At 39.9% G+C, this 25,292-nt stretch carries 26 protein-coding genes; 19 read left to right on the forward strand and 7 right to left on the reverse strand.

Features of this window, described 5'->3' with window-relative positions:
• Window positions 1–86 precede the first annotated feature (86 nt).
• Window positions 87–671: a thymidine kinase gene (locus tag L0Z67_RS19365; RefSeq protein WP_062568177.1), complete on the forward strand. Its 585-nt coding sequence runs from the start codon at window positions 87–89 to the stop codon at window positions 669–671.
• Here L0Z67_RS19365 and ltaE read toward each other — a convergent pair.
• Window positions 654–1,661, reverse strand: coding sequence for a low-specificity L-threonine aldolase (gene ltaE / locus L0Z67_RS19370; RefSeq protein ID WP_237127444.1), 1,008 nt, complete (start codon window positions 1,659–1,661; stop codon window positions 654–656). The two genes, L0Z67_RS19365 and ltaE, sit on opposite strands and share 18 nt — an antisense overlap.
• Before the next feature lie 10 nt (window positions 1,662–1,671).
• Window positions 1,672–2,577 carry a 23S rRNA (adenine(1618)-N(6))-methyltransferase RlmF gene (rlmF, locus tag L0Z67_RS19375; protein ID WP_392353265.1) on the reverse strand — a complete coding sequence of 302 codons (906 nt, stop codon included), beginning with the start codon at window positions 2,575–2,577 and terminating at the stop codon, window positions 1,672–1,674.
• Between the two features lie 392 nt (window positions 2,578–2,969).
• Here rlmF and L0Z67_RS19380 point away from each other — a divergent pair, with 392 nt between their 5' ends.
• The 6 genes from L0Z67_RS19380 to L0Z67_RS19405 all read left to right on the forward strand — a co-directional run bounded on the left by L0Z67_RS19380 (window position 2,970) and on the right by L0Z67_RS19405 (window position 7,070).
• The gene (locus L0Z67_RS19380; RefSeq protein ID WP_237127446.1) at window positions 2,970–3,575 is read left to right on the forward strand and encodes a DUF998 domain-containing protein; all 606 of its coding nucleotides are present in this window, start codon (window positions 2,970–2,972) and stop codon (window positions 3,573–3,575) included.
• 67 nt (window positions 3,576–3,642) lie between these two features.
• Complete coding sequence (locus L0Z67_RS19385) at window positions 3,643–3,861, forward strand: DUF6500 family protein (RefSeq protein WP_062567981.1); 219 nt, start codon at window positions 3,643–3,645, stop codon at window positions 3,859–3,861.
• A 202-nt stretch (window positions 3,862–4,063) separates the two neighbouring features.
• Window positions 4,064–4,501 carry a GNAT family N-acetyltransferase gene (locus L0Z67_RS19390; RefSeq protein ID WP_392353267.1) on the forward strand — a complete coding sequence of 146 codons (438 nt, stop codon included), beginning with the start codon at window positions 4,064–4,066 and terminating at the stop codon, window positions 4,499–4,501.
• Window positions 4,502–4,765: 264 nt separating this feature from the next.
• Complete coding sequence (locus L0Z67_RS19395) at window positions 4,766–5,317, forward strand: cytochrome b (RefSeq protein ID WP_392353850.1); 552 nt, start codon at window positions 4,766–4,768, stop codon at window positions 5,315–5,317.
• 259 nt (window positions 5,318–5,576) lie between these two features.
• The gene (locus L0Z67_RS19400) at window positions 5,577–5,903 is read left to right on the forward strand and encodes a GFA family protein (protein WP_237115705.1); all 327 of its coding nucleotides are present in this window, start codon (window positions 5,577–5,579) and stop codon (window positions 5,901–5,903) included.
• 264 nt (window positions 5,904–6,167) lie between these two features.
• Window positions 6,168–7,070 (forward strand): alpha/beta fold hydrolase, encoded by a 903-nt coding sequence (locus L0Z67_RS19405; protein ID WP_392353269.1) that lies wholly within the window; start codon window positions 6,168–6,170, stop codon window positions 7,068–7,070.
• On the opposite strand, the gene L0Z67_RS19410 is transcribed toward L0Z67_RS19405, so the two are convergent.
• From L0Z67_RS19410 to L0Z67_RS19420, 3 genes are all read right to left on the reverse strand, one after another.
• Window positions 7,003–8,487 (reverse strand): tetratricopeptide repeat-containing sulfotransferase family protein, encoded by a 1,485-nt coding sequence (locus L0Z67_RS19410; RefSeq protein WP_392353270.1) that lies wholly within the window; start codon window positions 8,485–8,487, stop codon window positions 7,003–7,005. The genes L0Z67_RS19405 and L0Z67_RS19410 overlap by 68 nt on opposite strands.
• 97 nt (window positions 8,488–8,584) lie before the next feature.
• Window positions 8,585–11,170, reverse strand: a complete 2,586-nt coding sequence (locus L0Z67_RS19415; protein WP_392353271.1) for a TonB-dependent receptor plug domain-containing protein — start codon at window positions 11,168–11,170, stop codon at window positions 8,585–8,587.
• Window positions 11,171–11,462: 292 nt separating this feature from the next.
• Complete coding sequence (locus L0Z67_RS19420; RefSeq protein ID WP_392353272.1) at window positions 11,463–11,618, reverse strand: oxidoreductase-like domain-containing protein; 156 nt, start codon at window positions 11,616–11,618, stop codon at window positions 11,463–11,465.
• Window positions 11,619–11,720: 102 nt separating this feature from the next.
• Between L0Z67_RS19420 and L0Z67_RS19425 the strand changes: the two genes are divergently transcribed.
• Together L0Z67_RS19425 and L0Z67_RS19430 are read left to right on the forward strand one after the other, a co-directional pair.
• On the forward strand, window positions 11,721–12,131 hold the full coding sequence (locus tag L0Z67_RS19425; RefSeq protein WP_062567975.1) for a hypothetical protein: 411 nt from the start codon (window positions 11,721–11,723) through the stop codon (window positions 12,129–12,131).
• 99 nt (window positions 12,132–12,230) lie between these two features.
• Window positions 12,231–13,592: a M17 family metallopeptidase gene (locus tag L0Z67_RS19430; RefSeq protein ID WP_062567974.1), complete on the forward strand. Its 1,362-nt coding sequence runs from the start codon at window positions 12,231–12,233 to the stop codon at window positions 13,590–13,592.
• Window positions 13,593–13,594: 2 nt separating this feature from the next.
• Here L0Z67_RS19430 and L0Z67_RS19435 read toward each other — a convergent pair whose 3' ends face one another.
• Both L0Z67_RS19435 and L0Z67_RS19440 read right to left on the reverse strand, forming a co-directional pair.
• Window positions 13,595–13,981, reverse strand: a complete 387-nt coding sequence (locus tag L0Z67_RS19435) for a VOC family protein (RefSeq protein ID WP_392353274.1) — start codon at window positions 13,979–13,981, stop codon at window positions 13,595–13,597.
• 53 nt (window positions 13,982–14,034) lie between these two features.
• On the reverse strand, window positions 14,035–15,108 hold the full coding sequence (locus L0Z67_RS19440) for a ketoacyl-ACP synthase III (RefSeq protein WP_237115620.1): 1,074 nt from the start codon (window positions 15,106–15,108) through the stop codon (window positions 14,035–14,037).
• Between the two features lie 151 nt (window positions 15,109–15,259).
• Between L0Z67_RS19440 and L0Z67_RS19445 the strand changes: the two genes are divergently transcribed.
• The 10 genes from L0Z67_RS19445 to L0Z67_RS19490 all read left to right on the forward strand — a co-directional run bounded on the left by L0Z67_RS19445 (window position 15,260) and on the right by L0Z67_RS19490 (window position 25,254).
• On the forward strand, window positions 15,260–16,567 hold the full coding sequence (locus tag L0Z67_RS19445) for an amidohydrolase family protein (protein ID WP_062567971.1): 1,308 nt from the start codon (window positions 15,260–15,262) through the stop codon (window positions 16,565–16,567).
• 8 nt (window positions 16,568–16,575) lie between these two features.
• A complete protein-coding gene (locus L0Z67_RS19450) occupies window positions 16,576–16,980 on the forward strand; it encodes a DUF4440 domain-containing protein (RefSeq protein WP_062567970.1) in 405 nt (134 codons plus the stop codon).
• A gap of 17 nt (window positions 16,981–16,997) precedes the next feature.
• Window positions 16,998–18,209, forward strand: a complete 1,212-nt coding sequence (locus L0Z67_RS19455) for a HAMP domain-containing sensor histidine kinase (protein ID WP_062568175.1) — start codon at window positions 16,998–17,000, stop codon at window positions 18,207–18,209.
• Window positions 18,206–18,739 (forward strand): response regulator transcription factor, encoded by a 534-nt coding sequence (locus L0Z67_RS19460; protein WP_392353278.1) that lies wholly within the window; start codon window positions 18,206–18,208, stop codon window positions 18,737–18,739. The genes L0Z67_RS19455 and L0Z67_RS19460 overlap by 4 nt, the downstream gene beginning before the upstream one ends.
• A gap of 99 nt (window positions 18,740–18,838) precedes the next feature.
• On the forward strand, window positions 18,839–19,243 hold the full coding sequence (locus tag L0Z67_RS19465; RefSeq protein WP_062567968.1) for a DUF1761 domain-containing protein: 405 nt from the start codon (window positions 18,839–18,841) through the stop codon (window positions 19,241–19,243).
• A gap of 42 nt (window positions 19,244–19,285) precedes the next feature.
• Window positions 19,286–19,537: a hypothetical protein gene (locus L0Z67_RS19470; RefSeq protein WP_062567967.1), complete on the forward strand. Its 252-nt coding sequence runs from the start codon at window positions 19,286–19,288 to the stop codon at window positions 19,535–19,537.
• Between the two features lie 148 nt (window positions 19,538–19,685).
• Complete coding sequence (locus L0Z67_RS19475) at window positions 19,686–19,958, forward strand: hypothetical protein (RefSeq protein WP_062567966.1); 273 nt, start codon at window positions 19,686–19,688, stop codon at window positions 19,956–19,958.
• Window positions 19,959–20,105: 147 nt separating this feature from the next.
• Window positions 20,106–22,124 carry a TonB-dependent receptor plug domain-containing protein gene (locus tag L0Z67_RS19480; protein ID WP_392353281.1) on the forward strand — a complete coding sequence of 673 codons (2,019 nt, stop codon included), beginning with the start codon at window positions 20,106–20,108 and terminating at the stop codon, window positions 22,122–22,124.
• A 23-nt stretch (window positions 22,125–22,147) separates the two neighbouring features.
• Window positions 22,148–23,887 (forward strand): ATP-binding protein, encoded by a 1,740-nt coding sequence (locus tag L0Z67_RS19485; RefSeq protein ID WP_237115616.1) that lies wholly within the window; start codon window positions 22,148–22,150, stop codon window positions 23,885–23,887.
• Complete coding sequence (locus L0Z67_RS19490; RefSeq protein WP_062567964.1) at window positions 23,884–25,254, forward strand: sigma-54 dependent transcriptional regulator; 1,371 nt, start codon at window positions 23,884–23,886, stop codon at window positions 25,252–25,254. The genes L0Z67_RS19485 and L0Z67_RS19490 overlap by 4 nt, the downstream gene beginning before the upstream one ends.
• Window positions 25,255–25,292 lie beyond the last annotated feature (38 nt).

Raw genomic sequence — 25,292 nt, forward strand, 5'->3', positions numbered from 1 at the left:
GTACTGTGATTTAAAACATTAAGGAAAGGGTGATGTTACGGCGTGATTAAGGTAGCATATTGCGACTTAATTTTATGGGCAACCTCATGGCACAGCTGTACTTTTATTATTCTGCGATGAATGCAGGAAAATCGACAACACTTTTACAATCTGCATTTAACTACCGTGAACGAGGTATGGAACCCGTTATTTTAACTGCGGCAATTGATGATCGTGCAGGGGTGGGTAAAGTGTCATCGCGAATTGGTTTACAAGCTGATGCACATATTTTTGATGCGGATAAAAACGTATTTGAATTGATTAAATCGTTGCATGCCGAACAAAAGCGTCACTGTATTTTAGTTGACGAATGTCAGTTTTTATCAAAAGAGCAAGTTATGCAACTGACTGATGTGGTTGATGAATTAGGTATACCGGTACTTTGTTATGGCTTGCGTAACGATTTTAGAGGTGAGTTATTTAGTGGCTCGCAATATCTACTTGCTTGGGCAGATAAACTCATTGAGCTAAAAACGGTGTGTCATTGTGGCCGTAAAGCGAATCATGTACTGCGCACAGATGAACAGGGCAATGCAATTGCCGACGGTAATCAGGTAGAAATTGGCGGCAACGACCGCTATGTGTCGGTATGCCGCAAACACTATAAAGAAGCGTTAAATCTCGGCCGATAACGCCGAAATAAAGCTATCAATATCCTGCTTAGTGACATCTAAATGGGTCACTAAGCGCAGTGGTTTACCTGCTGAAAATAGTATGCCCTGTTTTTTCAGGGCTATTACCATGGCGTTTAAATCGATATTTTCATCAACATTTGCGTAAACAATGTTGGTATCAATTTGAAACGATGATGTGTCAAAACCCGCTAACGAATTTAACTGCTGTGCTAAATAAGCCGCATTATTGTGATCCTCAGCAAGTCGTGCTACGTGATGCTTAAGTGCATATTGCCCTGCGGCTGCAAGCATACCCGCTTGGCGCATACCACCTCCGAGCACTTTACGCCAGCGGCGCGCTTTATCAATCAGTGCTTTGTTACCCAATAATAATGAACCCACAGGGGCGCCTAACCCTTTTGATAAACAAATAGACACTGAATCAAAGTATTGGGTGATTTCCCTAATATCAACCCCTAACTTAACCGCGGCGTTATACACACGGGCCCCGTCTAAGTGCAGAGCAAGGTTATGTTTATTTACACATTCTCTTGCTTGTTTAAGGTAGCTAAGCGGGAGTACTTTGCCGCCAATGGTGTTTTCTAAGCTCAGTAATTTGGTTTTTGCAAAGTGAAAATCATCTGCTTTAATTGCAGCCACTACATTGTCTAAATCTATGGTGCCATCAGGGTTATTTTCGATAGGTTGCGGTTGAATAGAACCTAAAACAGCAGCACCGCCACCTTCAAATTTGTAATTATGTGCTTGTTGACCACAAATGTATTCATCGCCACGCTCACAATGTGCCATTAGTGCCAGTAAATTAGCTTGCGTACCTGAGCTACAATAAAGCGCACTTTCAAAACCGTGACGCTCAGCAGCATATTGCTCAAGCTGATTAACACTTGGGTCGTCGCCATAAACATCATCGCCGACAGCAGCGTCATTCATAACTGCGCGCATCTGTGCTGTAGGTTTAGTTACTGTGTCTGAACGAAAGTCGATCATCTTATTATCCTTATACTAGTTCGTTTAGAATGGCTTGGCGGTCGGCTTGGTCAAAATAGCTCCAAGCAATGAAGCGACTTATTTTTTGGCCTTGTGCCATTTTAATAATTTTTACATCTTTCACATCAAGTGTACTAAGCAATTTTTTTAAAGCTGGCAAAGTATCAGACTTAGAAACCAGCGACGTAAACCAAATACACTGCTCAGCAAACTCTTGGCTTTCAATGATCATTTTACTGATAAATTCACGCTCGCCGCCTTCGCACCAGAGCTCATTTTGTCGGCCACCAAAATTAAGCTCTTTTTGTGGGGCTTGGTTTAAGTTTTTCCACTTACGCTCAGTACCTTCTTTGGCCTGTTGTTCACTGGCATGAAATGGTGGGTTACATAAAGTAAGGTGAAACACATCTTTATGAGAAATAACCCCAGTAAACATTTTATTGGTATTGTTTTGCTGCTTTATAGTAATTTTAAGTCGATTAAATTGTGCAATTTGCTTTGCAATTTTAACGGATAAGGCATCGATATCTGAACCTGTAAAATGCCAGCCATATTCGTGATTACCAGTAAGCGGATAAATCACATTTGCACCAGTGCCTACATCAAGCACTTTTACCTGTTTACCTGTTGGAATATGCCCTTGGTTATCTTTTGCTAGTAAGTCAGCTAAGTGATGAATGTAATCAACACGCCCTGGTACCGGCGGGCAAAGGTAGGTGTCGGGCAAATCCCAAAAATCGATTTTGTAATGGCTTTTTAATAACGCTTGATTGAGGGTTTTAACCGCTAATGCATTGGTGAAATCTATCGTATCAGTGCCCGTTGGTGTTTGCTTTATAAAGGCTGCTAAAGCAGGGGTATCTTTGCATAGTAAAGTAAAGTCGTAGCCATTTAAGTGGCGATTTCGCGGATGCATTAAGGAAAACCTATCTGTTAGCCATATCAAAGGCAGATTGTAACAAATTAATCTTAGCTCTGGCGCAGTTACGGTGGATATTTTTATAACTAGCAAAAGGTTAGTATGTTTGATACGTGTAGAAGAGTTCTCATAACAAGCTGTAATGTATGGCATCTTATTAAATGAGCTTTAGTGTTTACGTCGCAATTGTTTAGGTGGGGGCTAGCCTTGCCTATTACTTAACACAGCGTTACTACACTCTTGTTTTGACATTAACATAAATAACTCACTGAATTTGTTTATGTCACAGGCAGCGATAAGCAAATTGCTTGCGCTAGTATAATTAAGCTCAATAGGATATTCTCATCGGCAATCTATATTAAGATGTATTTAATTATAAAAGGATTTTTATGTTTGAGACCATCTCTGCGCTATCTGGTTTATTTGCTACGATTTGGATTTCTGTAGGTGTTTTCGTAACGGCTAAGTTTTACCCTAATTACGACCATAAAAACCAATTTTGCAGTGAATTAGGCGCTGCGGGTAGCCCCACTGAAAAGTTATCACCTATTATCAATAATTATCCCCTCGGTTTTATATTTTGCTTATTTGGTTGGCATTTAATACAGCTTAATAATGCGAACATTGCTCTTGTCGTTACAGGTATTCTTATTATGCTCCATGGAATAGGAACATGGGTTGCGGGCTACTTTCCAATGGATAAAGACCCTTATACCCAGTCACCAACATTGAGTTGTAAAATACACTCATGGGCGGGTGTTATAATGCTTTTATCTCTTTTACTTGCCCCAGTAATAGTCGCATTCAGCCCTGTCTCTACTTACATTCCTTTTGAGTTTAGAGTGTTTTCAATCATTGTAGTTTTGCTCGCTATTTTTTATTTAGTAAAAATGGCTAAAGGTTTGAAAAATAGAAAGTTAACTGGCCTTTATCAGCGTCTATCGTACTGGGTCAAGTTGATCTGGATAAGTGTTTTATCTTTGTTATTAATATAAAGTTAGTTACATAGTTAAAGTCTGCTGGTAGCACTAAAAATACAAACAATAGATTGACAGGACATTTATGAGGGAAGAATTGAGAGCCAGAATACTGGAAGTTTGCGATAAGAAAATGAAGAGCAAGGGAGAGAATGTGGGTCTGTCATTTTACGCCTTTTTTAAAAATAAAAATGATTGCCCTGAATTGCTAATGGAAGCGGCTACATGGTGGATCCAAACTCATAAGTTAGATCACTTTGTTAAAGCAAAAACGATCAAAGAGATGGTAGAAAGTAATTTATAACAAGCTCTCTTAGACGCTACTAACATGTCGTTTCTAGGGCTGAGCTGTTATAAAGAGCGAATCACAGAACTTTGCTTTTTGTTAATTTTATCGAATGATTACCTCGTAAAGTAAACATCCGTAAGTAGAAACGCGAGACGGTTTGAGGCAAAGAATTGAACTAATCGTTCAAAAATAAATATTATTAAGGTTAAGGAGTAACATGGGTATTTCACTGGAAGAAATAGGTAAATCGAATTACGAAGCTGTTTGTGATTTAGATGTAACTGATGAGCAAGAAGAGTATGTTGCTAGCAACATGTGGTCTCTTGTAGAAGCTCATTATAACTCAGGGTATATCTGCAAAGCGATTTGCCAAAATGGTCAGCCAGTTGGTTTTTTTATGTGGGTTTTAGAGAACTCCTCAAAAATTTCAATTTGGCGTTTCATGGTTGATAAGAGGTATCAGAAAAAAGGGATTGGTAGGGAAGCACTAACGCAAGCAATAGATGCTATAAAGCAGAGTCCCACTGTTAAAGAAATCGAAATATGTTATGACCCAAAAAACCCTGTAGCTAAAGAATTCTATTCAAGCTTTGGTTTTCAAGAGGTTAGCTTGGACGAAGAAGATGATGATATGTTAGCTATCATTAGACTTTGAATTTTAACTACAATAAATTTAACGGTAAGTTCAGCTTGCCGTTTTTCATTTCTGTTATTTATTTTTTAAAAAATACATAAGTTTATTTTAAGGTTAGCAAAGTACAGTGAGACAGTAGCTAAAAAATAAACAAGATAATTTATAACTTGTTTATGTTTCTGATCATTAAAGTAACAATGATTGAACGCTACACTAAATCCACGAATTTCAAACGCATATAAACTAGGTACTACTATGAATGCGTTTCTGTACAAACGAGGCTTTATGAATTTTAAAAATACAACAACTCATTACAGCACTATTTCAATTGCCTTACACTGGCTTATGTTTATTTTAATTGTTACTGTTTTCGCTAGTATTGAGCTACGTGAATTATTTGATAAAGGTACTGAAACTCGTAATGCTTTTAAAATGTGGCACTTTATGTTGGGCTTATCAGTTTTAGCTTTAGTCGTTGTGAGGATAGTTATGCGTGTATTGGCAGGTCCGATACCCGCAATACAGCCTACGCCTGCTAAATGGCAAGATGCTTTAGCTAAATTAGTACACATTGCGCTTTATGTGTTTATGTTGGCGATGCCAATAGCAGGCTGGTTAATATTGAGTATGGCAGGAAAACCAGTGCCATTTTTCGGTATAGAGCTTCCTGCATTAGCAAGTGAAAACAAGGAGTTGGGTAAGTCTATAAAAGAAATACATGAAACAGTCGGCGAGTTAGGTTATTACTTAATCGGCTTTCATGCCGCGGCTGCATTGTTTCACCATTATATTTTGGCAAATAACACCTTTATACGCATGTTACGTCCTAAAAAGTAGATACAAAACAAAAGCTTCTTACCAAAAATAAACTCAGGAAAGCATAATATGAATTGAAAAGAATTTTATTGGTAAACGGGATAGGTGACGAGTGCCGAACAGATTATTTTTACCATACTTAAAATATGCGAATAAGGGGGAAATAAAGCACATCAAATCAAATTCCCAACTCTAAATTTTAGTGTCAGATGGGAGGTAACAATATGGAAATAAAAAAGTACATAATGCTAAATGTCATTGTGGCACTGTAGAGTTAGAGCTGATTATGCCACATGGCTTAGAAGACCCGCGTCGTTGTTCATGTTCTATGTGTCGTAAGCGTGGAGCAATTGCTGCTTCTGTTTTGCTTGAAAACCTAAAAATTATTAAAGGCGAGGATAACTTAACCCTCTATCAATTTAACACCATGGCAGCAAAACACTATTTTTGTAAAACATGTGGAATATATACTCATCATCAAAGGCGTTCTAACCCTCATCAATTTGCAATCAATGTTGCGTGTATTGAGGGTGTTAACCCCTATGATTTAGAGCCAGTTAAAATATACGATGGAATCCATCATCCGAAGGATGAAATTATCTTATAAATTAAAATTTTAACGAGTATTTTATAAACGTTATTCTCGGTTTGCCATTTGGACTACTTCACGTTTAATGATGGCGGCACATTAACTTAGGCTTGATATTGGTGCTTTAGATAAGCGCTGTTAGTGTTAACAAAAATGCTTACTTTAGCCCTTTTATACGTCATAGCGGTTCCTTGACTATCATTTCATAATGCTTGCTTTGCCCAATAGACTGGCGTAACTTAATACTGGTACGATGAGTCTATAAGAATAAAAAGGTCAAACGTGACGATTAAACAAGAATCAGTATTTATAAAGCTCGCCGAAAGCCAAACATTACACTTACGCCGTATCTGTAAAACGGATGCCAAAGGACCTGCAGTGTTTTTTATGCATGGTGCTGTTGAAAATGGCAAAATCTTTTACACCCACAGTAATAAAGGCTTGGCCCCTTTTTTAGCTGAACATGGTTATACTTGCTATGTGGCTGATTTACGTGGTCGTGGAGAGAGTAAGCCTGCGATTTCAAAGCATGCAAAGTATGGCCAAACTGAGGCTATTTTAGAAGATATTCCCGCATTTTTAGAAAAGATTAAACAGCTTGAAGGTGAGCCTGCTCGTTATTGGGTGGCACACTCTTGGGGCGGGGTGTTAATGAACAGTGTATTTGCGCGTTTTCCTGAGCTGATTGATGATGTAAAAGCGTGTGCTTATTTTGGCTCTAAGCGGTCTTTGTATAACCATCATCCGAGCAAGTATATTCAAGGTAATTTAATTTGGTATGGGCTGGCGCCATTAGTCGCCCGCAAGCATGGCTTTGTTCCTGCTAAAAAACTTAAGTGGGGTAGTGATGATGAAACCCGTAAATCCCATTACCAAAGTATGCAATGGGCTAAGCGCAAACCTTGGGTCGATACTGACGATGGTTTTGATTACGCCAAAGCATTAGCCGATAAAGCGTTACCACCGATCATGCATGTTGCGGGGATTAAAGACAAAGCACTGTGCCAGCCCATTGATATCGAAAAGTTTATGGCTGAGTCAGGCATAGGTAAACAAACTATGACTATTTATGGGCGCAAATACGGTCATAAAGTTGATTATGACCATATTAACATGCTTACTCATCCACAGGCTCGTCAGGACCAGTTTGCTGATCTTCTGAATTGGTTTGAGGCCCACTCATAAGCTTTTGCATTGCCACTTCGTAGCGTTTGTATTTTTCTGTTGCTTTTGTTGAAAGCGGTTGCCTGACAGCCGCTTTACTGAGTGTAGCCACAGGTTTATTTGATTTATAGAAATCTAAAAAGTGATCACTGTATTTAATAGCCAAAAATTCGCTTAAAGATTGTAATGTTTGCTTTGGCTCTGTGACAAGTTGTTCATAGTTAAGGTAAAAAATTGCCTCTGGCATAGTGTGCTGCCAATGTGCCATAAGCTCAGTGTATAAATCAAAGTACTGTTTGAACTCAGTGAGAGAGCAAAAGTAGGGTTCGTTTTCAGCAAAATAATTACTAAAGACTGACCATGCAACCGCATTGTAGTCGCGCTGCATATTAATAAACTTGGCATTTGGAAATAACAAATATATTAAGCCAAGAGATTGATAATTAGCGGGTAGTTTGTTGATCATAAATGGGCGCACTTGGGGCGCTTGTTTTATTCGTTCAATGTAGATGTTACGGGCATGATTGATCAGCCCTTGATCAAGCTTTGCCAAGCAAGCAGGGTAAGGGGTTTGCGTTTGTTGTTCAATATACGAGACTACTTCATTACTAATGCTTGCATCTTCGCCTAAGCTTGAAAAACTATCATGGCTTATTAGCATTTGCTCAACCAATGTTGAGCCACTTCTGGGCATGCCAATAATAAACACTGGCGTAATGGTGCCACTAAAAAAGCGATCGCGAGAATTGATTAAAGCCTGGCTATTATGTTGAATAATATCTTGGTAAAACGGCGTAAGCTCTGCTGTTTTAAATGTTGTTAACTTAAACTGTAGTTTGTTGGCAAGTGTAAAGTAATTAAATGCTTGGTCTGTGTCGTCTAAAATATCGTAGCTTTTACCCAGCGCATAATAACAAACCATTTTTAAGCGTAAGTTATTTGTGAGTGTGAGAAACTGATGCAGTTCTTGTATGTAGTTTTGCTCGTGATTAAACCGAGCAAACTGCACAAGTTCAAATAAAATATAGGCTTTTACAGGGTAGTCACCCATAGTCAAAGCATGTTGCAATGTGCTGTACGCTTTATCTAGCTCGCCATAAGTTAAGTAGTGTTGAGCAAGGTAGTAATGAGGCTCAGGATTGTGACTGGCGATGGACTTTGCATACTCCAGTACAGTTAAAGCATCGTTTGGAGAGTGAACACCATTAAACGCATCTGCAAGTGCATGCAAAGGCTCAAGCATATAAGGAAGCCGCTCACAAGCGCGTTGTAATAAGTAAACAGCGGCGTCATATCGCTCTAAGCGTAGTGCAATTCTACCTAAACCAAATAGAGCTTCACCACTTTCAGGATTGGCATCTAACAAAGCTTTGAAGTGAAATTCAGCTTCTTTTAATTTGTTTTCAGCAAGGAGTTGATTGGCTTTATTTAGCAACATGACATTACGATGAAATTATTATTTTTATTCACTATAAAACGAAAAAGGCGAAATGTCTTTCGCCTTTTTATTTAGCATGGTTAGTTCCTAAGCTCGCTTAGAACGTATAGGTTGCTTTTACGTAGTAGAAACCGCCGTTAATACCAAATGGAGATGTTTCGTAGTACTTACCACCCCAGTTGCTATTTGGAATGCCTGTGTTATCAAAGAAATCGAGTTTTTCAGCTTCTTGGTCAAACAGGTTTTGTGCACCCACAGAGAAACTGATTTCTTCAGTTAAGAAGTACGTTAGTTCTGCATCAATGGTTACAGCTGCGTCAGCTGTTTTAGCTGTTGCGTCGTAATCTACGTGCACACCTTGGTATTCACCGAAATAGTTCACACGTGTAAATGCAGAGAAATCTTCCCACTGTTGCGCCCAGCTAAGTGTTGCGCGGTGATTTGGTAAATCATTTTCAAGGCGGCTTACTTTAAATTCGCCTGTGATTGGGCTTGATTTAGTTACTTCAGTATCATTCCAGTTATAAGCTAAGCTGAATGTAGAGCTACCACCTAACAATTCAGTTGCATAGTTAGCCACTAGGTCAACACCTTGCGTTGTGGTATCAAAGTCATTGGTAAAGAAACTAACTTGAGCAAGATTTTGTACGTTAGGTACGCCTGCTGCTTCGAGTGTGTCTTTATCCGCTTGGCTTAACTCAATTTTGTCTGATTGACTGATACGGTCATCAACTTGGATATTGTAATAATCAACTGTTAAGAATAAGTCCCCTAAAGTCCAAACTGCACCAAATGTGTAGCTTTGCGACTCTTCTGGCTCAAGCTCTGTACCACCTAATTGCACTGCAATCGGGTTAGTAGGTGGTAATAGGGCAGAGTCCACTAATACACCACTGCTTAGGTTTGTTTGTACGTTACTAACGTTAGCCTGACCAACGGTTGGAGCACGGAAACCTGTACTTAATGAACCACGAACATTTAAGTCTTCAGTTAAGTGATACTGCGCTGTTAGCTTATAGTTAGTGGTTGAACCAAAAGTATCATAATCTTCGTAACGAAGCGCTAAGCCCATTAAAAATTCTTCAGTAAATGGTGCTTCAATATCGACGTAAGCTGCGTAGTTACGGCGTGTGTATTCACCAGCATCAGAAGGTTTGAAACCCGGGAAACCATTTGAGCCAATACCAAAACCTTGCTCTGTTAAAGGGCCCGCAGTGAAAGATGCCACATCACCAGAAACAACAGTAAATGTTTCTTCATGCCATTCTAAACCACCGGCTACGTTTACGTCGTAAGCTAAACCAAAGTCAAAACCTTTTGATAAATCAGCGTTAAAGTTCTTTTCTAACTGCGTGTATTTACCTGGGCTAAAGTCACGCGGGCTTTCAGGACCAAGCGAAGCATTGATGGTATCGTAAATGAAATAGCGAGATTCATTAAAACCGACAGAACCACTTAAGTCGTAGTATGCGCCTTCTAAAAAGCCGTTAGTTACTTCACCTTTAGTACCAATTGTTAATGCAGTGTCTGTAATGTTACCACCAAAGTTAGGTGTAAAACCGCCAGGTAGAATTTCATTAAATGCAAAGCAGTCAGGGTTGTTAGCAACACCGTTAATGTAATCTGGGTTATCTAATACGTTATCATCAATCATGATGTCAGTAGGACAGTTGCCGCTCATGTCGCCAGTTAAATCACCAACAAGTAGCGTTTCACCGCCGTCATTTGAGTACACACCAGGGCGAGTATGTGGATTACGATAGTAGAAACCGCCACGCACATCACGCTCAGAGTAGTTACCAAACATGTAAAACTGTGACGTACTACTTAAATCGAGACCGATATTACCGAAAATTGAAATATCGTCATCGACCTCTGGTGCACCCCAAACTTGCGCAAGCGGAGAGACATCAGGCACACCTGCATCAGCAAGTGCAGCTGCATCTGGACGTTGAACTGAGCGACTTGTTGCGTCAGCCGTTTTGTATTGGAAGCTTAAATTTGCAAAGCCATCATCTGTGAAAGGAAGACCTACGTTACCAGAGATTTGCGTGGTATCGCCGTCGCCTTCATAGTATTCACCTTTACGGATCTCAAAAGAGCCGCCTTCAGAGGCATCTTTTAATACAAAGTTCATTACACCCGCGATAGCATCAGAACCATACTGTGCAGCAGCACCATCACGAAGTACTTCAACTTGCTTTAGGGCAATACTAGGAATTACCGAAATATCAGCACCTTGAGCACCATCGTTAATACCACCGCCTAAAAATGCAATAACAGAAGCACGGTGGCGACGTTTGCCGTTAACTAATACTAATGTACTGTCAGATGGCAAACCACGTAAGTTGGCAGGGCGAACAAGTGACGCTGCGTCACTGATTGGATTTTGATGCACGTTAAAAGATGGAACTGAGCCCTTTAATAACTCAAGCATGTCTGTGTTGCCTGCTTTCGTTAATTCTTCACCACCAATAATATCAATAGGTACCGGTGAATCACCAATTGAGCGTGGTGCTGAACGTGTTCCTACAACAGCAATTTTTTCAACATTTTTATTAACTTTTGTTTCTTCAGCAGTTTGCTCTGCGGCAACAACTGAACCTGATACAAATAGTCCAGCCGTTGTGGTAGCTAACGCAAACTTAATTGCGTGATGTAATGCACTATTTTTTAATTTCATTCTGACTTCCCCAGTTAGAATAGTTATGATTATGCCACCAAATAGGTATTTAAACTTGGTGTAAACAACTTATACCGACTGTAAATTTATTTTGCAAATTGTTAATGGTGTGTTGTTTTTGGCACAGGAAGGGAAGTTTTGTTGTGATTATTTTTATTATGTGCATGAAATTTAAGAAGATAAATTATTCTTAAATTGATTAAAAATAGTCAAAATTTATCTGTTAGTTAGAAAAAAAATTTAATAATTGAGTGTTTGTATAATTTTTGAGCTAAAAGGAAGGGGTAAAAGTTTATTTCTTTTGTTGTGTTTTATTACTTAATTGCCATTGCTTTAATTTTTCGCGGTACTCATCCCAAACACAAGGACAGCAACTTCCTCCACCACAGCACTCATCAGGCGCTGGTTTTAGTGGTTTATGATTGCTGTGCTGGTTAGTTTCGTGCATGTGAAATTTAAAATAGTAATAAAACAGTGTGCAGGGTAATGTAAAAATTAATATAAGTAAATTATGCTTTGTGAAGTCCCCTTGCTGTGTGAGAATAGCAACATGCGATTATATAAAGTCATTCATAGAGCCCCATTTAGGGTAGCTAAAATAACAAAAAGACGTCAGCAATTACGTTTCAAGCGCGCTATGGTGGCATTAAAGATTGCACTTGCACAAGAAAAGCAAGAAACCAAAGAAATGTTGCATATCTACAAGCGTTACACTCAAGGTAATGCTAGCAAAGAAGAATTACATACCGCTAATGAACAGTTCTTAGATATTTTAAAGGGCTTAGGTCTTGGTGTCTTTGCTGTTTTACCCTTTGCACCAATAACAATTCCCTTAGTTGTGAAGTTAGGCCATTGGGTTGGTGTAGATGTTTTACCTAGCTCTTTTAATATCAACAAGTCAATTAAAGAGATCGATCAGCAAGTGGCCAAAGAAGAGGCGGAAGAGAAAAATCAAAAATAATTTTTATTTCTTTGATTTAGCTAAATAGCTTGAATGCTATACCTTTTGTTGCTTGTTATTGGTATGCTTAATTATCTTTTCTTCATTTAGAGTCGTTTAATGAGTTCATTAATTCGTCATTCTTCATCGGGTATTCCTTTGTCTTTCGTTGAAAAAGCGCAACTTTCAGATTGGCTTAAATCACAATCAAAGGCACTACAAAATTGGCTAGCTAATTGCGATTTTAAGAATAAAGGCTTGGCTTTGGTTGCCGACAGTGAATCCGGTGAGCTTACTCACGTTTATTGTTTAGTAGCAGATCTTCAAGATTTTTGGTTAGCCGGTGAGCTATCGACAAAACTGCCTGCTGGTTGTTACCAAATACAAGGTGAAGAAAAGTTTATAGAACAGGTTGCGCTTGGTTTTATGCTAGGCGGCTATGAATTTAGCGAATACAAAGAAAAGCCTTCACCACGCGCGCAATTAGCAATTGAAAATAAAAGCCTTGTTGAGCGTTTAACACAACAAGCAAATGCAATTAACCTTGTTCGTGATCTAGTAAACACACCAGCTGCAGATATGATGCCTCAGCATTTATCTCAGGTTATGACAGACCTAGCAGACACCTATGATGGTGATTTCAGCGAGTGGGTTGGAGATGAGCTTTTAGAACAGAACTACCCAACAATTCATATGGTGGGTCGTGCGAGTGAAAATAAACCTCGCTTGCTAGATTTACGTTGGGGAGCACAAGATGCACCTCAAATAACGCTAGTAGGTAAGGGGGTTTGTTTTGACTCAGGTGGTTTAGATTTAAAACCAAGTTCGGGCATGCGCAACATGAAAAAAGACATGGGTGGCGCTGCACACGTGATTGGTCTTGCACAGTTAATCATGGCTGCCAACCTGCCTATTCGTTTACGTGTTTTAGTACCTGCGGTTGAAAATGCCGTATCACGTAATGCATTTAGACCAGGCGATGTGATCAAAACACGTAAAGGGATCACGGTTGAAATTGACAACACAGACGCTGAAGGTCGTTTAGTGTTGTGTGATGCTTTAGCTGAAGCGCAAAATGATAATCCAGAACTTATTATCGACTTCGCAACCTTAACTGGCGCATGTCGTATTGCCCTTGGTACTGAGTTACCAGGTTTTTTTGCGAACAACCGTGATGTTGCCAATAAATTATTAGATGCCGGTGAAAGTTGTCATGACCCAGTTTGGCAACTTCCGCTGTTTGACCAATATAAAGCATTATTAAAAAGTGATGTGGCAGATATTGCCAACTGTGCGTCAACTCCATTCGGCGGTGCAATTACCGCAGCGCTTTATTTGAAAGAGTTTATTGAACCGAGCACGTCTTGGGTTCACTTTGATGTAATGGCATGGAACTTACGTGCATTACCTGGACGTCCTGTTGGTGGTGAAGCTTTGGGTATTCGAGCGGTGTTTAATTACCTACAAGAGCGCTTCCAATAAAATTAAACTTGGTATAGCTCTAATGGCAAATCATCGGGATCGGCAAAAAACGTAAACTGCTTCCCGGTGATTTCATCCAGCCTAATTTCTTCAACTACAATTCCATGCTGTTCTAAATATGCTTTCGCTTTAGCAATATCAGCAACTTTAAACGCTAAATGCCGTAATCCCTGAGCCTCTGGATAGCTTGGTCTTTGTGGCGCATCAGGAAAGGAAAATAATTCAATCTGACTGCCATCTGGCAGTGCTAGATCTAGCTTATAAGAATCACGTGCACTGCGATACTGCTCATCAATTACAGGCAGTTTTAAAATTTCTTTATAAAAATGCTTTGAGTGAGCGTAGTTACTACAAATGATAGCGGCATGATGAATGCCTAATAATTCCATTGAAACCCTCAGGAAAAAGCGCGACTATTGCCGCGCTTAATATTTAATTTGAATTATTCAGTGCCTTTGCACGCTGCTACCGCAGGGGCTACTAACTCTAGTCCTGTTTTATCACAAGGTGGTAAAGCTGCGTCAGACTTCGCTATTGGCGTAACGCGCTCACCCCACTTAATGTAGCTTGCAGCCCACGTTAAACCTGCACCAAAGGCAGCAGACATTATATTTGAATGCGGCTTAATTAAGCCTTGTTCTACGGCCTCACAAAGTGCGATGGCAATTGTTGCTGCTGATGTATTGCCGTAATCCGCGATGTTAACCATTACTTTTTCGTCAGCTACTTTTAGACGCTGTTGAATTGCTTGGATAATGCGTAAGTTAGCTTGATGAGGCACTAATACATCAATATCATCAAGTTGTAACTGTGCTTGGTTTAAAACATCATCACAGGCTTCACTCATGCCTTTTACAGCACGTTTGAAAATTTCACGGCCTTCAAATAATAAATTAGACGGGCCAATTGGTTGGTACTTGTTAAGATCGCTACCAAAGTTTTCGATGTGAAGAATGTCTCTGTCTTCGCTATCACAGCCCGTTTTGGTTGCAAGCAAACCAGATGGTGTATCTGACGCTTCTAATACAACTGCACCCGCGCCATCGCCAAATAATACCGCACTGTCACGGCGGGCCCAGTTTACATACCAAGTCATACGTTCAGCAGCAATAACGACAGCTTTTTTGATCATGCCTGCACGAATTTGTGCGGTTGCAGCTTGTAATGCATATAAAAAGCCTGAGCATGCAGCGTTGGTGTCCATCGCTGCGGCGCCTACCGCACCAATATTTTTTTGAACCAAAGACGCAGTGTTAGCAACCATTGTAGAAGGTGTACAGGTAGCCAATAACACCAAATCAATGTCTTTAGCGTCAACACCAGCGCAGGCAAGAGCTTGCTTTGCGGCAACGGTGGCTAAATCGGCAGTAGAAACATGGCTGACACGACGAGATTTAATGCCTGTACGTGTTGTGATCCATTCGTCATTGGTATCAACAATATTGCTAATTTCATCATTGCTGATGCTTGCTGGTGGTATACATTTACCCCAGCCAGTAATTTGGGCATAAGACATAATGTGTTCTCTTTATGTGGTCAGACTTGTTAAATATCCCCAAAGTTATATCAAAATTCACATCTTAAGACTAGCGTAACGCTCCATCACGTCGCAAATAATGGCATTTACTCGGCATTTAGGTTAAACCTAGTATAAAAAAGAGGCGATTATGAAGAAAATAAATCTAAAAATAAGCACATTATCGGTACTGTCTTTATTATCCGCATTTGCTGTTAACGCGCACACTACGATTATTTATGCTGGAAAAATGCTCGCAGGCACTGAGCAAGAAGTGAAAGAGCAGCAAACTCTTATTCTTGAAGACAACAAAATTGCCGCAATAAAAGCAGGTTACTTAACTAAAGAGCAGTTAAATCTCAGTGATGCTGATGTTATTGATTTAAAAAACCAATTGGTACTGCCTGGTCTTATTGATATGCACGTGCATGTGACGTTTGAGCGCGATGCAAAACGCAACCCGCACCAATGGACTACCGAATACGAAGCTGATAATGCATTACGCTCTTTAAAGTATTTACAGCGAACTGTCGAGGCTGGGTTTACCTCTGTGCGTGACCTAGGTAGTAGCTATCAAGTTATATTTCCGTTAAAGCGTGCTATAGAGCGAGGTGATATCGTTGGTCCACGCATTTTTGCAGCAGGTGATATGATCACACCAACGGGAGGCCATGCTGATATGCATGGCTATCGTCGAGATATCAGTGAAGCTGTAGGTCTTGGGCTAGGCGTTTGCAATGGGGCTGACGATTGTACTAGAGCAGTTCGTGATGTCATAAAAAGTGGCGCTGATGTGATCAAAATCACGGCAACTGGCGGGGTTTTGAGTAATACTGCCGCAGGTGTTAATCAACAATTTACCGATAAAGAGCTGTCTGCAATTGTTAATACAGCGCATCATTTAGGACGAAAAGTAACGGCTCACGCACACGGTACACAAGGAATAAAAGCCGCATTAAAAGCGGGGGTTGACTCAATTGAACATGGCTCGTTTTTAGATAAAGAAACGATAAAGCTATTTAAACAGCATGATGCGTATTTGGTGCCAACCTTGTTAGCAGGTGCGACTGTTAAAAAAGAAGCTTTAAGTAATCCAAACATGCCGAAGGCCATAGCAGATAAAGTTGAGTTTGTGGCACCAAAAATGGAAGCTTCATTTAAACTTGCGCTAAAAAACAATGTTAAAATTGCATTTGGTACTGATTCTGGTGTCTCAAGGCACGGCGCTAATGCCAATGAATTTGAGTTACTTGTAAAATATGGCATGACACCTACCCAAGCTATCAAATCCGCGACTGTCGAGGCGGCAAAGCTGTTAGGGCAGAGTGATAAACTCGGTGACTTGAGTGTTGGTAAGCAAGCGGATATCATCAGTGTTAACATGAACGTTCTTGATGATATAAGTCAGCTGAACAGCGTCAACTTTGTGATGCAGGGCGGTAAAGTGCTCAAACAGTAAGGATAAAGATGAGCGGTAAAATTAAAGCGACGTTATTTAATCATTTGATTGATGCGGAAAGACAATTACTGGAGCCAGAGGTAAGACAGTCAACTGAGGCGCTTGATGCATTGCTCGATGATGATTTTATCGAAATTGCTGCAGACGGTACGTCGTTTAATAAATTCCAAGTTTTAACCCGTTTACCTACTGAAGTTGTCCCTCAGTTTTATAATCAACACTTTAAAGGCCGTATGCTGAGTGATGATATTGCGCAGTTAAGCTATCAAGCTGCTTTTAGGCGCTCTGCACGTGCGGAATTTAATTATTCTGTACGTATGTCACTTTGGCGCTTTAATGGCAAACAATGGCAAATGGTCTTTCACCAAGGTACACCTTGTGCTGTGTTTACAATTTCTATGGACGATGATTAAGTCGTAAAGAGTCCACTATGCAAACCGATCCGGCGATAAGTCGTTTATTAGTACTTCGTAGTGCCGCCATCGCGGTGCAGTTTTTTGCTGTGATTGCGGTGTATTTTTTATTTGAATATCAGATAGCTTTACTACCTCTGCTAACTGTTATTTGTATTGAAGCCGTTTTTCAGCTGTTAAGTATTTTCGCTTATCGCAAAGTAACCAAGGCCAAGCCCACAGCTGTCTTGATGCAACTTACCGCTGATTTACTCTTTTTAACTATTTTGCTCTCGTTAAGTGGCGGTGCAACGAATGCATTTGTCTCGTTACTGTTGCTGCCCATAATGATAGCCGCAGTTTCTGTGAATGCTAAGGGGCTAGCCTATATTGCAGTGCTAGCAATAGCAGCTTACAGTTTTTTATTGATAAAAATGCCTGAACACACCATGCACCAAATGCAGATGACACATCATTTTATCGGTATGTGGATAAACTTTGTTATTAGTGCCATTGTTATCGCGTTTGTCATTGGCACACTAAATAGCACGTTAAGAGCAAGAGAAGCCACTATTGCTCGAACCCGCGAACAGCAATTAAGGCACGAACAACTATTGACACTCGATGGTGCCGCAGCCCAAGTGACACATCAATTAGCAACACCGATTGCCAACTTACAGTTGTTATTCGAAGAGCTGCAAGAGCAACAGCCTGATGATCCTATTGTTCATGAGATGGCTAAACCACTGTCTCAGTGTAAAGAACAACTCGCTCATTTTAGAGCTCTTTCAAATGCTTTAAGAACCGGTGAAACACAGCAGGTTATTAGCGCTCAAACACTGCAAAAGACAATTCAAGATGCGATGACACTGCATTTTCCTGAGCAAACCTTACATTGGCTAAATGATGCACCACAATGCTCCATATTGAGTGACGCTATGCTGTTGCCTGCTATGTTAAATTTGCTACAAAATGCAGTTTCGGCGAATAATAATAATCAAAAAAACACCATAGAGGCAGATTGGCAAATAGATAAACAACAGCTCTTATTGTCTTTACGTGATTTTGGTCAAGGCTTTAGTGAGCAGCAAATGGCATCATTAGGGGGTCAGCTTATGCCAAGTAGTACAGGTATGGGTATGGCAGTCATGCTATCTAATGCGACTTTAGAACGCTTAAATGGCTCATTAACACTATACAATCACCCTAAACAAGGTGCTATTGCGATGGTTAGTTTAAAAATAGTATGAAACTTTTAATTATTGAAGATGATATAAATCTTGCTAATACACTGGCAAGGCGTTTTGTTAAACAAGGCTTTGCATGTGAGCTTGCCCACAGTAGTAAGCAAGCATTAGAAAAATTAGCTATTTTTGAAGCAAGCCACTTTTTGGTAGATTTAAAAATTGGCGATGATAATGGTCTTACCTTGATTAAACCAATCAGAACACAATTTCCTACCGCTCGAATTGTGTTGCTAACGGGCTTTGCTAGTATCGCCAGCGCTGTTGAAGCCATTCGTTTAGGGGCTGATGACTATCTACCAAAACCTGTTGATTTTAATTCATTAATAAAAATTATTTTAGGAGATGTTGAAGCGAACTCATCTGTGAGTGACACTCAGTCGAGCCAAGTTATGTCACCTGAGCGTCTTGAATGGGAGCATATCCAACATGTGCTACACAGAAATGAGGGAAATATCTCCCAAACGGCCAGACAATTAAATATGCATAGGCGTACATTACAGCGGAAATTACAAAAAAAGCCTGTTCAGCATTAACTCCAAACAGCTTACCTTCCATTTGTCCCATTTTATTTGCTGCTTTGTGGATCCTTAACTACATTCAGAAATAATCACTAGCTGTATGAGTCTTGGTGTATGGATTTTTCAGAGCTTAATTTTTTGGCTATTTTATTTGCTGCACTTGCTTCCTTTTTACTGGGCGCTGTTTGGTATTCTCCATGGTTATTTAAACGCATTTGGATGGAAAGCTGTGGCTTAACCGAGCTGGATTTACAACAGATCAATCCGTTTCGTGTGTTTGGTGGCAGCTTTATTCTATGTTGCGTGATTTCTTTTACGCTCGCTTTATTCATTGGTAAGCAAATAAGTGTTGGTTTGTCAGTCGGTACAGGGTTTTTGGTAGGGGTGTGTTGGGTGAGTAGTTCGCTTGGTTTATGTTACATTTTTGAGCAACGTCCATTAAAGTTGTTTTTAGTTAATGCAGGCTATTCAATTTTACAATTTTCACTTATTGGCTTAGTTTTGGGAGTATGGCCTTAGCCATGTTAGCATAGCTTATCTAACTCGATTGATGAGAGGGTCATGGCTAAACCCAATAAAAAAGGGCCGACAAAAACGGTCGATATTTTCTGTAGTCAATGTAAAACACAGTTATTCAAATACCGAAAAGGTGGCAAAGGTGCGCTGGTTAAATGTTTTATAGAGCGTATAAGCCAAGACTTTACTTCTAAGCAGGGAATTTGCCCGCAATGTGAACGCCCGTTTGCACGCGCAACTATGATCCGTGGGGCGCCCGCATTAAAAATCATCGGTGGCAAGGTTAACCATAAATAGAAATTAAATACGGACATTTATCCTCGTTTGTTCTTTTTATTCTGATACCATCTCTCGGTTTGCTGTTTCAACGAATGAAATCAACCCTCCCCATGGATTGGGCCAGTTATTTGGGTATAAACAAATTGAATATAATGGACACATAAACGTGATAGCACTTTTATTTGATATTATTGGCATGACAGGTACATTTCTAGTTGTTGGTGCTTTTTTCTTACTGCAACTAAACAAGGCGTCTCCGACAGGGCTTGTTTACAATATGATGAACTTAACAGGCGCAATCTTGCTGCTGATTAGTCTGTGCTACAATTTCAACTTAGCTAGTTTTGTCATTGAAATTTTCTGGATTGCTGCCTCCTTAATAGGTTTGTATAAATATATCAAAAATAAACGCACAGACAGCGCCAAACAATTTAGCTAGAAAAATTTAATAATTTCTCTGCTGTTAAGGGTTAAGCTCATTAATAAAGCATTTAAGCTGTTGTTAATGAGCTTTTTTGTGACTTAAGCTATAAAAATATTGCAAGCGTGTCTATCTTTTGTATTAATAGTGTAAATGGTGTGTTGCATGTCAGCACGTTGCTTTGATACAGGTCTTACGCAGCAAATGTTTTTAAGATGTTCAGCAATTCTCTCGCTCTTTTTGTATTCGGCCGCTTCTACTGCTGAAATGGTGAATATTGAGCAAGATTTATTTAATCTAAGCTTTGAGGATTTACTCAATGTTCAGGTTGATATTGCCAGTAAAACGAATGAAACCCTTTCTTCTGTCCCTTCTACAATGAGTGTGTTTACCCGCAATCAAATACAGGCTTTAGGAGTTGATAATGCCTATGAGGTGATGAATTTTGTGCCTGGTATGCAATCAACACGGGGAGACTGGGTTGGGGCGGTTCCTAAAGAACATGCCCGCGGTGTCTATTTAGATAATGGCAATGTCTTAGTGATGATCAATGGAGAGCGAGTCAATGAATCATCATTTGGTAAAGCATCTGTTTACATGCCATATATCCCTATTGATATCATTGAAAAAATTGAGTTTATAAGAGGCCCTGGCTCGGCTTTGTACGGCAGTAATGCGTTCCTTGGAGTGATGAATATTGTCACCAGTCAAGAGCGTAATTCACTCAACGTACTGGCAGGTAGTAACGGGCGTATTGGGCTTACTGGGCAGTTCCATAGGCAATTTAACGAACAAATATCTGCATTCTTTTCACTTTCTTATGACCAGAAAGATGGCGAAAAGTACGCTCAAGGAGTACGAGACCCCTTACAAGCAGTTTATTTTGAAGCAGGGCTTGATGTTGACCAACTTGAACTGCGTGCGCGATACAACAAAACAAAATTGGATGAGTTTTTAAATCTTGCAGGTTACTCATCTCAAAACCATCACACAAGCGATAATCAGTTTTTAGGTGTTAACTACACATGGTTCGAAAGCGATAACCTAACTGTAGATAGTCACCTTTCATACACGGAACATGCTATTTCAAGTGCCGGTTTAATTGCCACTTTCTCTGATATACCCGATTTTTTACTCGGCCCTGAATGGCAAACAATAGACACGAAATTTGACACAGAACTAAACTACCAATTTGATAATCAATGGCAGTTAGTAGCGGGTTTAGAATATGCTCAAGCTGAGCAGGTAGAGGCGGGCGTTAGAACCACCTATTATGATAGCGAATCTGAACTAGTCATAGTTGCGCCAGAGTATTATCAACAAGGCATCGTTACTGTATTGGATTTTCCTGAATTTGACTCGTTGAAATATACTTTTGAGACGTACAGCGCCTATGGGCAGGTAAAAATTCCTTACTCTGAGATGTTCACGTTTTTTGTTGGGGCACGTTACGACAACGTTAACAACATTGATAGTAAATTATCACCGCGCTTAGCAAGTATACTTATTATTAATCCCCAGCATACATTAAAAGTTCAATATGGCGAGTCGTTTAGGACGCCTGTCACTAATGAGTTATTTTCAAATGACAACGTGACCATTGGTAATCCGTCTCTTGACTCAGAGCAAGTAAAAACAACAGAACTTGTTTGGCATTACGAGACTGACAAATTACAACTGAATACGGTTTTGTTCTACAACGAATTAAATGACTTTGTAAACGTAGAACCTTACGAAGGAAGTGAGGCTTTCTTTACCTTTGCTAACTCATTTAATACACAAAATAGTGGTGTTGAGCTAGATGGTGTATGGCAAATTGATGAGAGCCTGCGCTTGTCTGGAACTTACACGCAGTACTTCCATGATCCTATTAACCCTAGCTTTAAGCGATTTGCTAGTTTAATTACAAGCTACAACCTTTTTGATAACTGGCAAATCAATTTAAATGTAATTTGGCGTGATACAGTAGAGGTAAGTGCTGAAAATGGCGATTACTTTAAACAATCAGCATATAGTTTGCTAGGTGGAAGTATCAAATGGCAGTTAACGGATAAAAGCCATTTAGCCTTAAAAGCTGAGAATTTATTTGGCAAACGCTATGATGTTTTTGACCCTCGCGTTGCCAGTGGTGCTGTGGCTGGAACAACCGAAGAATTATCGTTACACTACCAAGTCAAATTCTAGTAGTGTTATGACTTAAGGTCACAATGTCATCGTTAAGTAAAAAATTAGTGGGCGCTGTTGCGCTGTTGGTGTGCTTGTTAGTACTTGTTTTTTACTTTGGTAGACAACACGATTTTGATAAAGCCAAGCAGCAAAGTGCTGTTCAAGCCTCACAATTAAGCCATTACTTTTCAAGTGAACTGGCTCGCTTTGCAACGATTCCCTCTCTTGTTAGCGCAAATAACTTAGTTAAATCGTTTGTTTCGAATAAAAAAATTGGCGAGCAAGCGGTTAATTATTACCTCGAAGATATTCAAAAAGCCAGCGGAGCCTCTGATGTTTATTTAATGGACTTAACAGGCTCAGTCATCGCAAGTAGTAATTGGCAAGTTGACTATACCTTTTTAGGAAGTAACTTTGCATTTAGGCCGTACTTTTATTTAGCTAAAAACAAACAAAAAGTAGCCTACTTTGCCCTTGGAATGCGTTCCAGTGAACGAGGCTTTTATTTTTCGGAACCTGTGATTGAAGATGGCAAAGTCATTGCCGTTGTCAGTTTAAAAGTCAATGCAAAAAAGTTTGAACAAGACCGCCAACTATTAAATACATCTCAAAGCACACATTTTTATATTTCCTTGCCCGATAGCGTCATTGTAATGTCAGATGTGGCAAGTTGGCGTTTGACTTCGTTGAACAGGTTAAATGAACAGGCGATGGCGAATCTCATTGATTCAAGACGGTATTTATCACACATTCCCAAAAGATTAGCTTATTCAGGGCAAGCGCTTAGCGAAAATATTGCATTACAGCGAATTGTACTTAACGACAAACATGCAAGCTTTGTTGCTGCATCCCAAAATATCGATATTATCCAAGCAAAAGCGACTGTATTGGTTGATATAAGCCATTTATCAGCCGCACAAATCCCCAGACTTTTATGGTTTTGTTTATTTTATGTTGTACTTGCAGCGTTAATTCATATGTCGATGGTGAGGTTTGCAGGTTATAAGAAGTTACTTTTTTCTCGTCATAGCTTGGAGCAAGAAGTCATTGAACGAACCCAAGCATTAGAGAAAGCGCAAAAGGCGCTTATTCAAACGGCTAAGCTTGCTACGATAGGGCAGTTAAGTGCAGGCATAAACCATGAGATAAACCAGCCACTTAGCGCAATGAGCACTTATTTAGTCAGTGCCAAGCGGCTGCTTGGAAAAGGCGATATAGCGCGGGCTGGCGAAAACCTCGTTTTAGTTCAGTCATTAATTGAGCGCGTACATAAAATTGTGGCACAACTTAAGCACTTTAGTAAGCCATCACAGACTCAGTTACGCCAACATAGCCTCGCCCAGATGTTAAAAAATGCCTTGATGATCGCCAGCGCGCAACTTAAGCAAGACGCCGTTACTATTAAAAACGCAAACATAGATGAGCACATTAGCGTTTTGGTCGATAGCGTTAAGTTCGAGCAAGTTTTGGTGAACGTAATAACCAATGCCAGTCAAGCTATGTCTGAGTGTGAACAGCGAGAGTTAAGTTTCGAATTGGAGTTATTTGATAATCGTGTGAAATTATCAATATTAGATACGGGGCCAGGGATTGATCAGCATGCTTTAGGCAATATTTTTGAGCCATTTTACAGCACCAAGACGAGTAATGGTTTAGGGCTGGGTTTATCAATTTCACGGCAAATTATCGACTCATTTAATGGCCGCTTAAGTGCTCATAACCGGCCTGCTGGTGGTGCCCAATTTATTATTACATTGCAAACGAATAAGGAAACACAATGAGCTTAGTTACGGGGGCTTGTAAGCAAGTCATTGTTATTGATGATGAGGCCATGATTCGAGATTCATTAAAGCAACTACTGGAAATTGAAGGCTATCAAGTGCAATGTTTTAATGAACCTGTGAGTGCTTTAACAAAGTTAAGTCGCCGCTTTGAGGGAGTTGTTTTAAGTGACATTAATATGCCGAAAATGGACGGTTTGGCTTTTCTTGAACAAGTAAGGGCATTTGACAGCGAATTACCCGTTATCTTTTTAACGGGTTATGCTGATGTCTCTGTTGCTGTAAAAGCAATGCAACTTGGCGCCTATGACTTATTTGAAAAGCCACTCACGGAGCAACTGCTTGACTGTATTGCTAGAGCCTGTGAAAAGCGTGCTTTAGTGATGGAAAATCGCGCATTAAAACTTGCAGTCGAAAAAACATCCGCGCCAGGTGTGCGTATTTTAGGTGAAACCGAACAAATGCAGCAAATGATGCATTTACTTAATGCCGTGATTGATACACCCGCAGATGTATTAATAGAGGGAGAAACAGGAACAGGGAAAGAGCTTGTGGCCCGTTACTTACATGATCAAAGTAATCGTTCTAGTGCTAATTTTGTTGCTATTAACTGTGGTGCTATTCCAGAGCAATTAATCGAGAGTGAGTTATTTGGTGCAGCCAGTGGCGCGTACACAGGCGCGACTCAGTCTCGCCAAGGTAAGTTTGAATTTGCTAAAGGTGGCACTGTTTTTTTAGATGAAATCGAATCAACACCGGCAAGCTTACAAGTTAAATTACTTCGTGTTCTTGAAGAAAGGAAAGTGACTCCGGTTGGTGATAATCATGCAATCGATCTTGATGTGCGTATTGTCGCAGCAACCAAAGTTGATTTGTTAAAACTGGTTGAAACAGGCGATTTTAGAGCCGATTTATATTATCGCTTAAATTTAGTTAAAGTGAGTATTCCAGCTCTTAGGGATAGAAAGGCCGATATTCCATTATTGTTTAAGCACTTTAGCTCGATTGCTGCGACACGGTTTCATAAGCCGCCCGCACCACTTAGCACCGAGGCTAAACAGCGGCTGCTCGCTTATGATTGGCCAGGGAATGTTCGAGAACTTAGAAACCAAGCTGAACGTGCAGTGTTACTCGGCTCTGATTTAGCATTTGCCTCTTATAATCAAAATAATAATGATAATGAACTCGCACAAGATTTAAGCTTAGCGGAAAAAGTCAGTTTTTATGAACAATCATTAATTGAAGATGCGCTAGAGAGAAACAACGCGAGTATCAAAAATACCATGGCAACCTTGCAGATTGCGCGCAAAACTCTTTATGACAAGATGGCAAAATATGGAATCAACCGCGATATGTTTAAAGATTAGTGTGGGTTTGGTGACAAATAAGCGTTTTAATTGTGTGG

Origin of the sequence: Pseudoalteromonas sp. PB2-1 (assembly GCF_045040605.1) — a bacterium.
In the GTDB taxonomy this organism is placed as follows: domain Bacteria; phylum Pseudomonadota; class Gammaproteobacteria; order Enterobacterales; family Alteromonadaceae; genus Pseudoalteromonas; species Pseudoalteromonas arabiensis.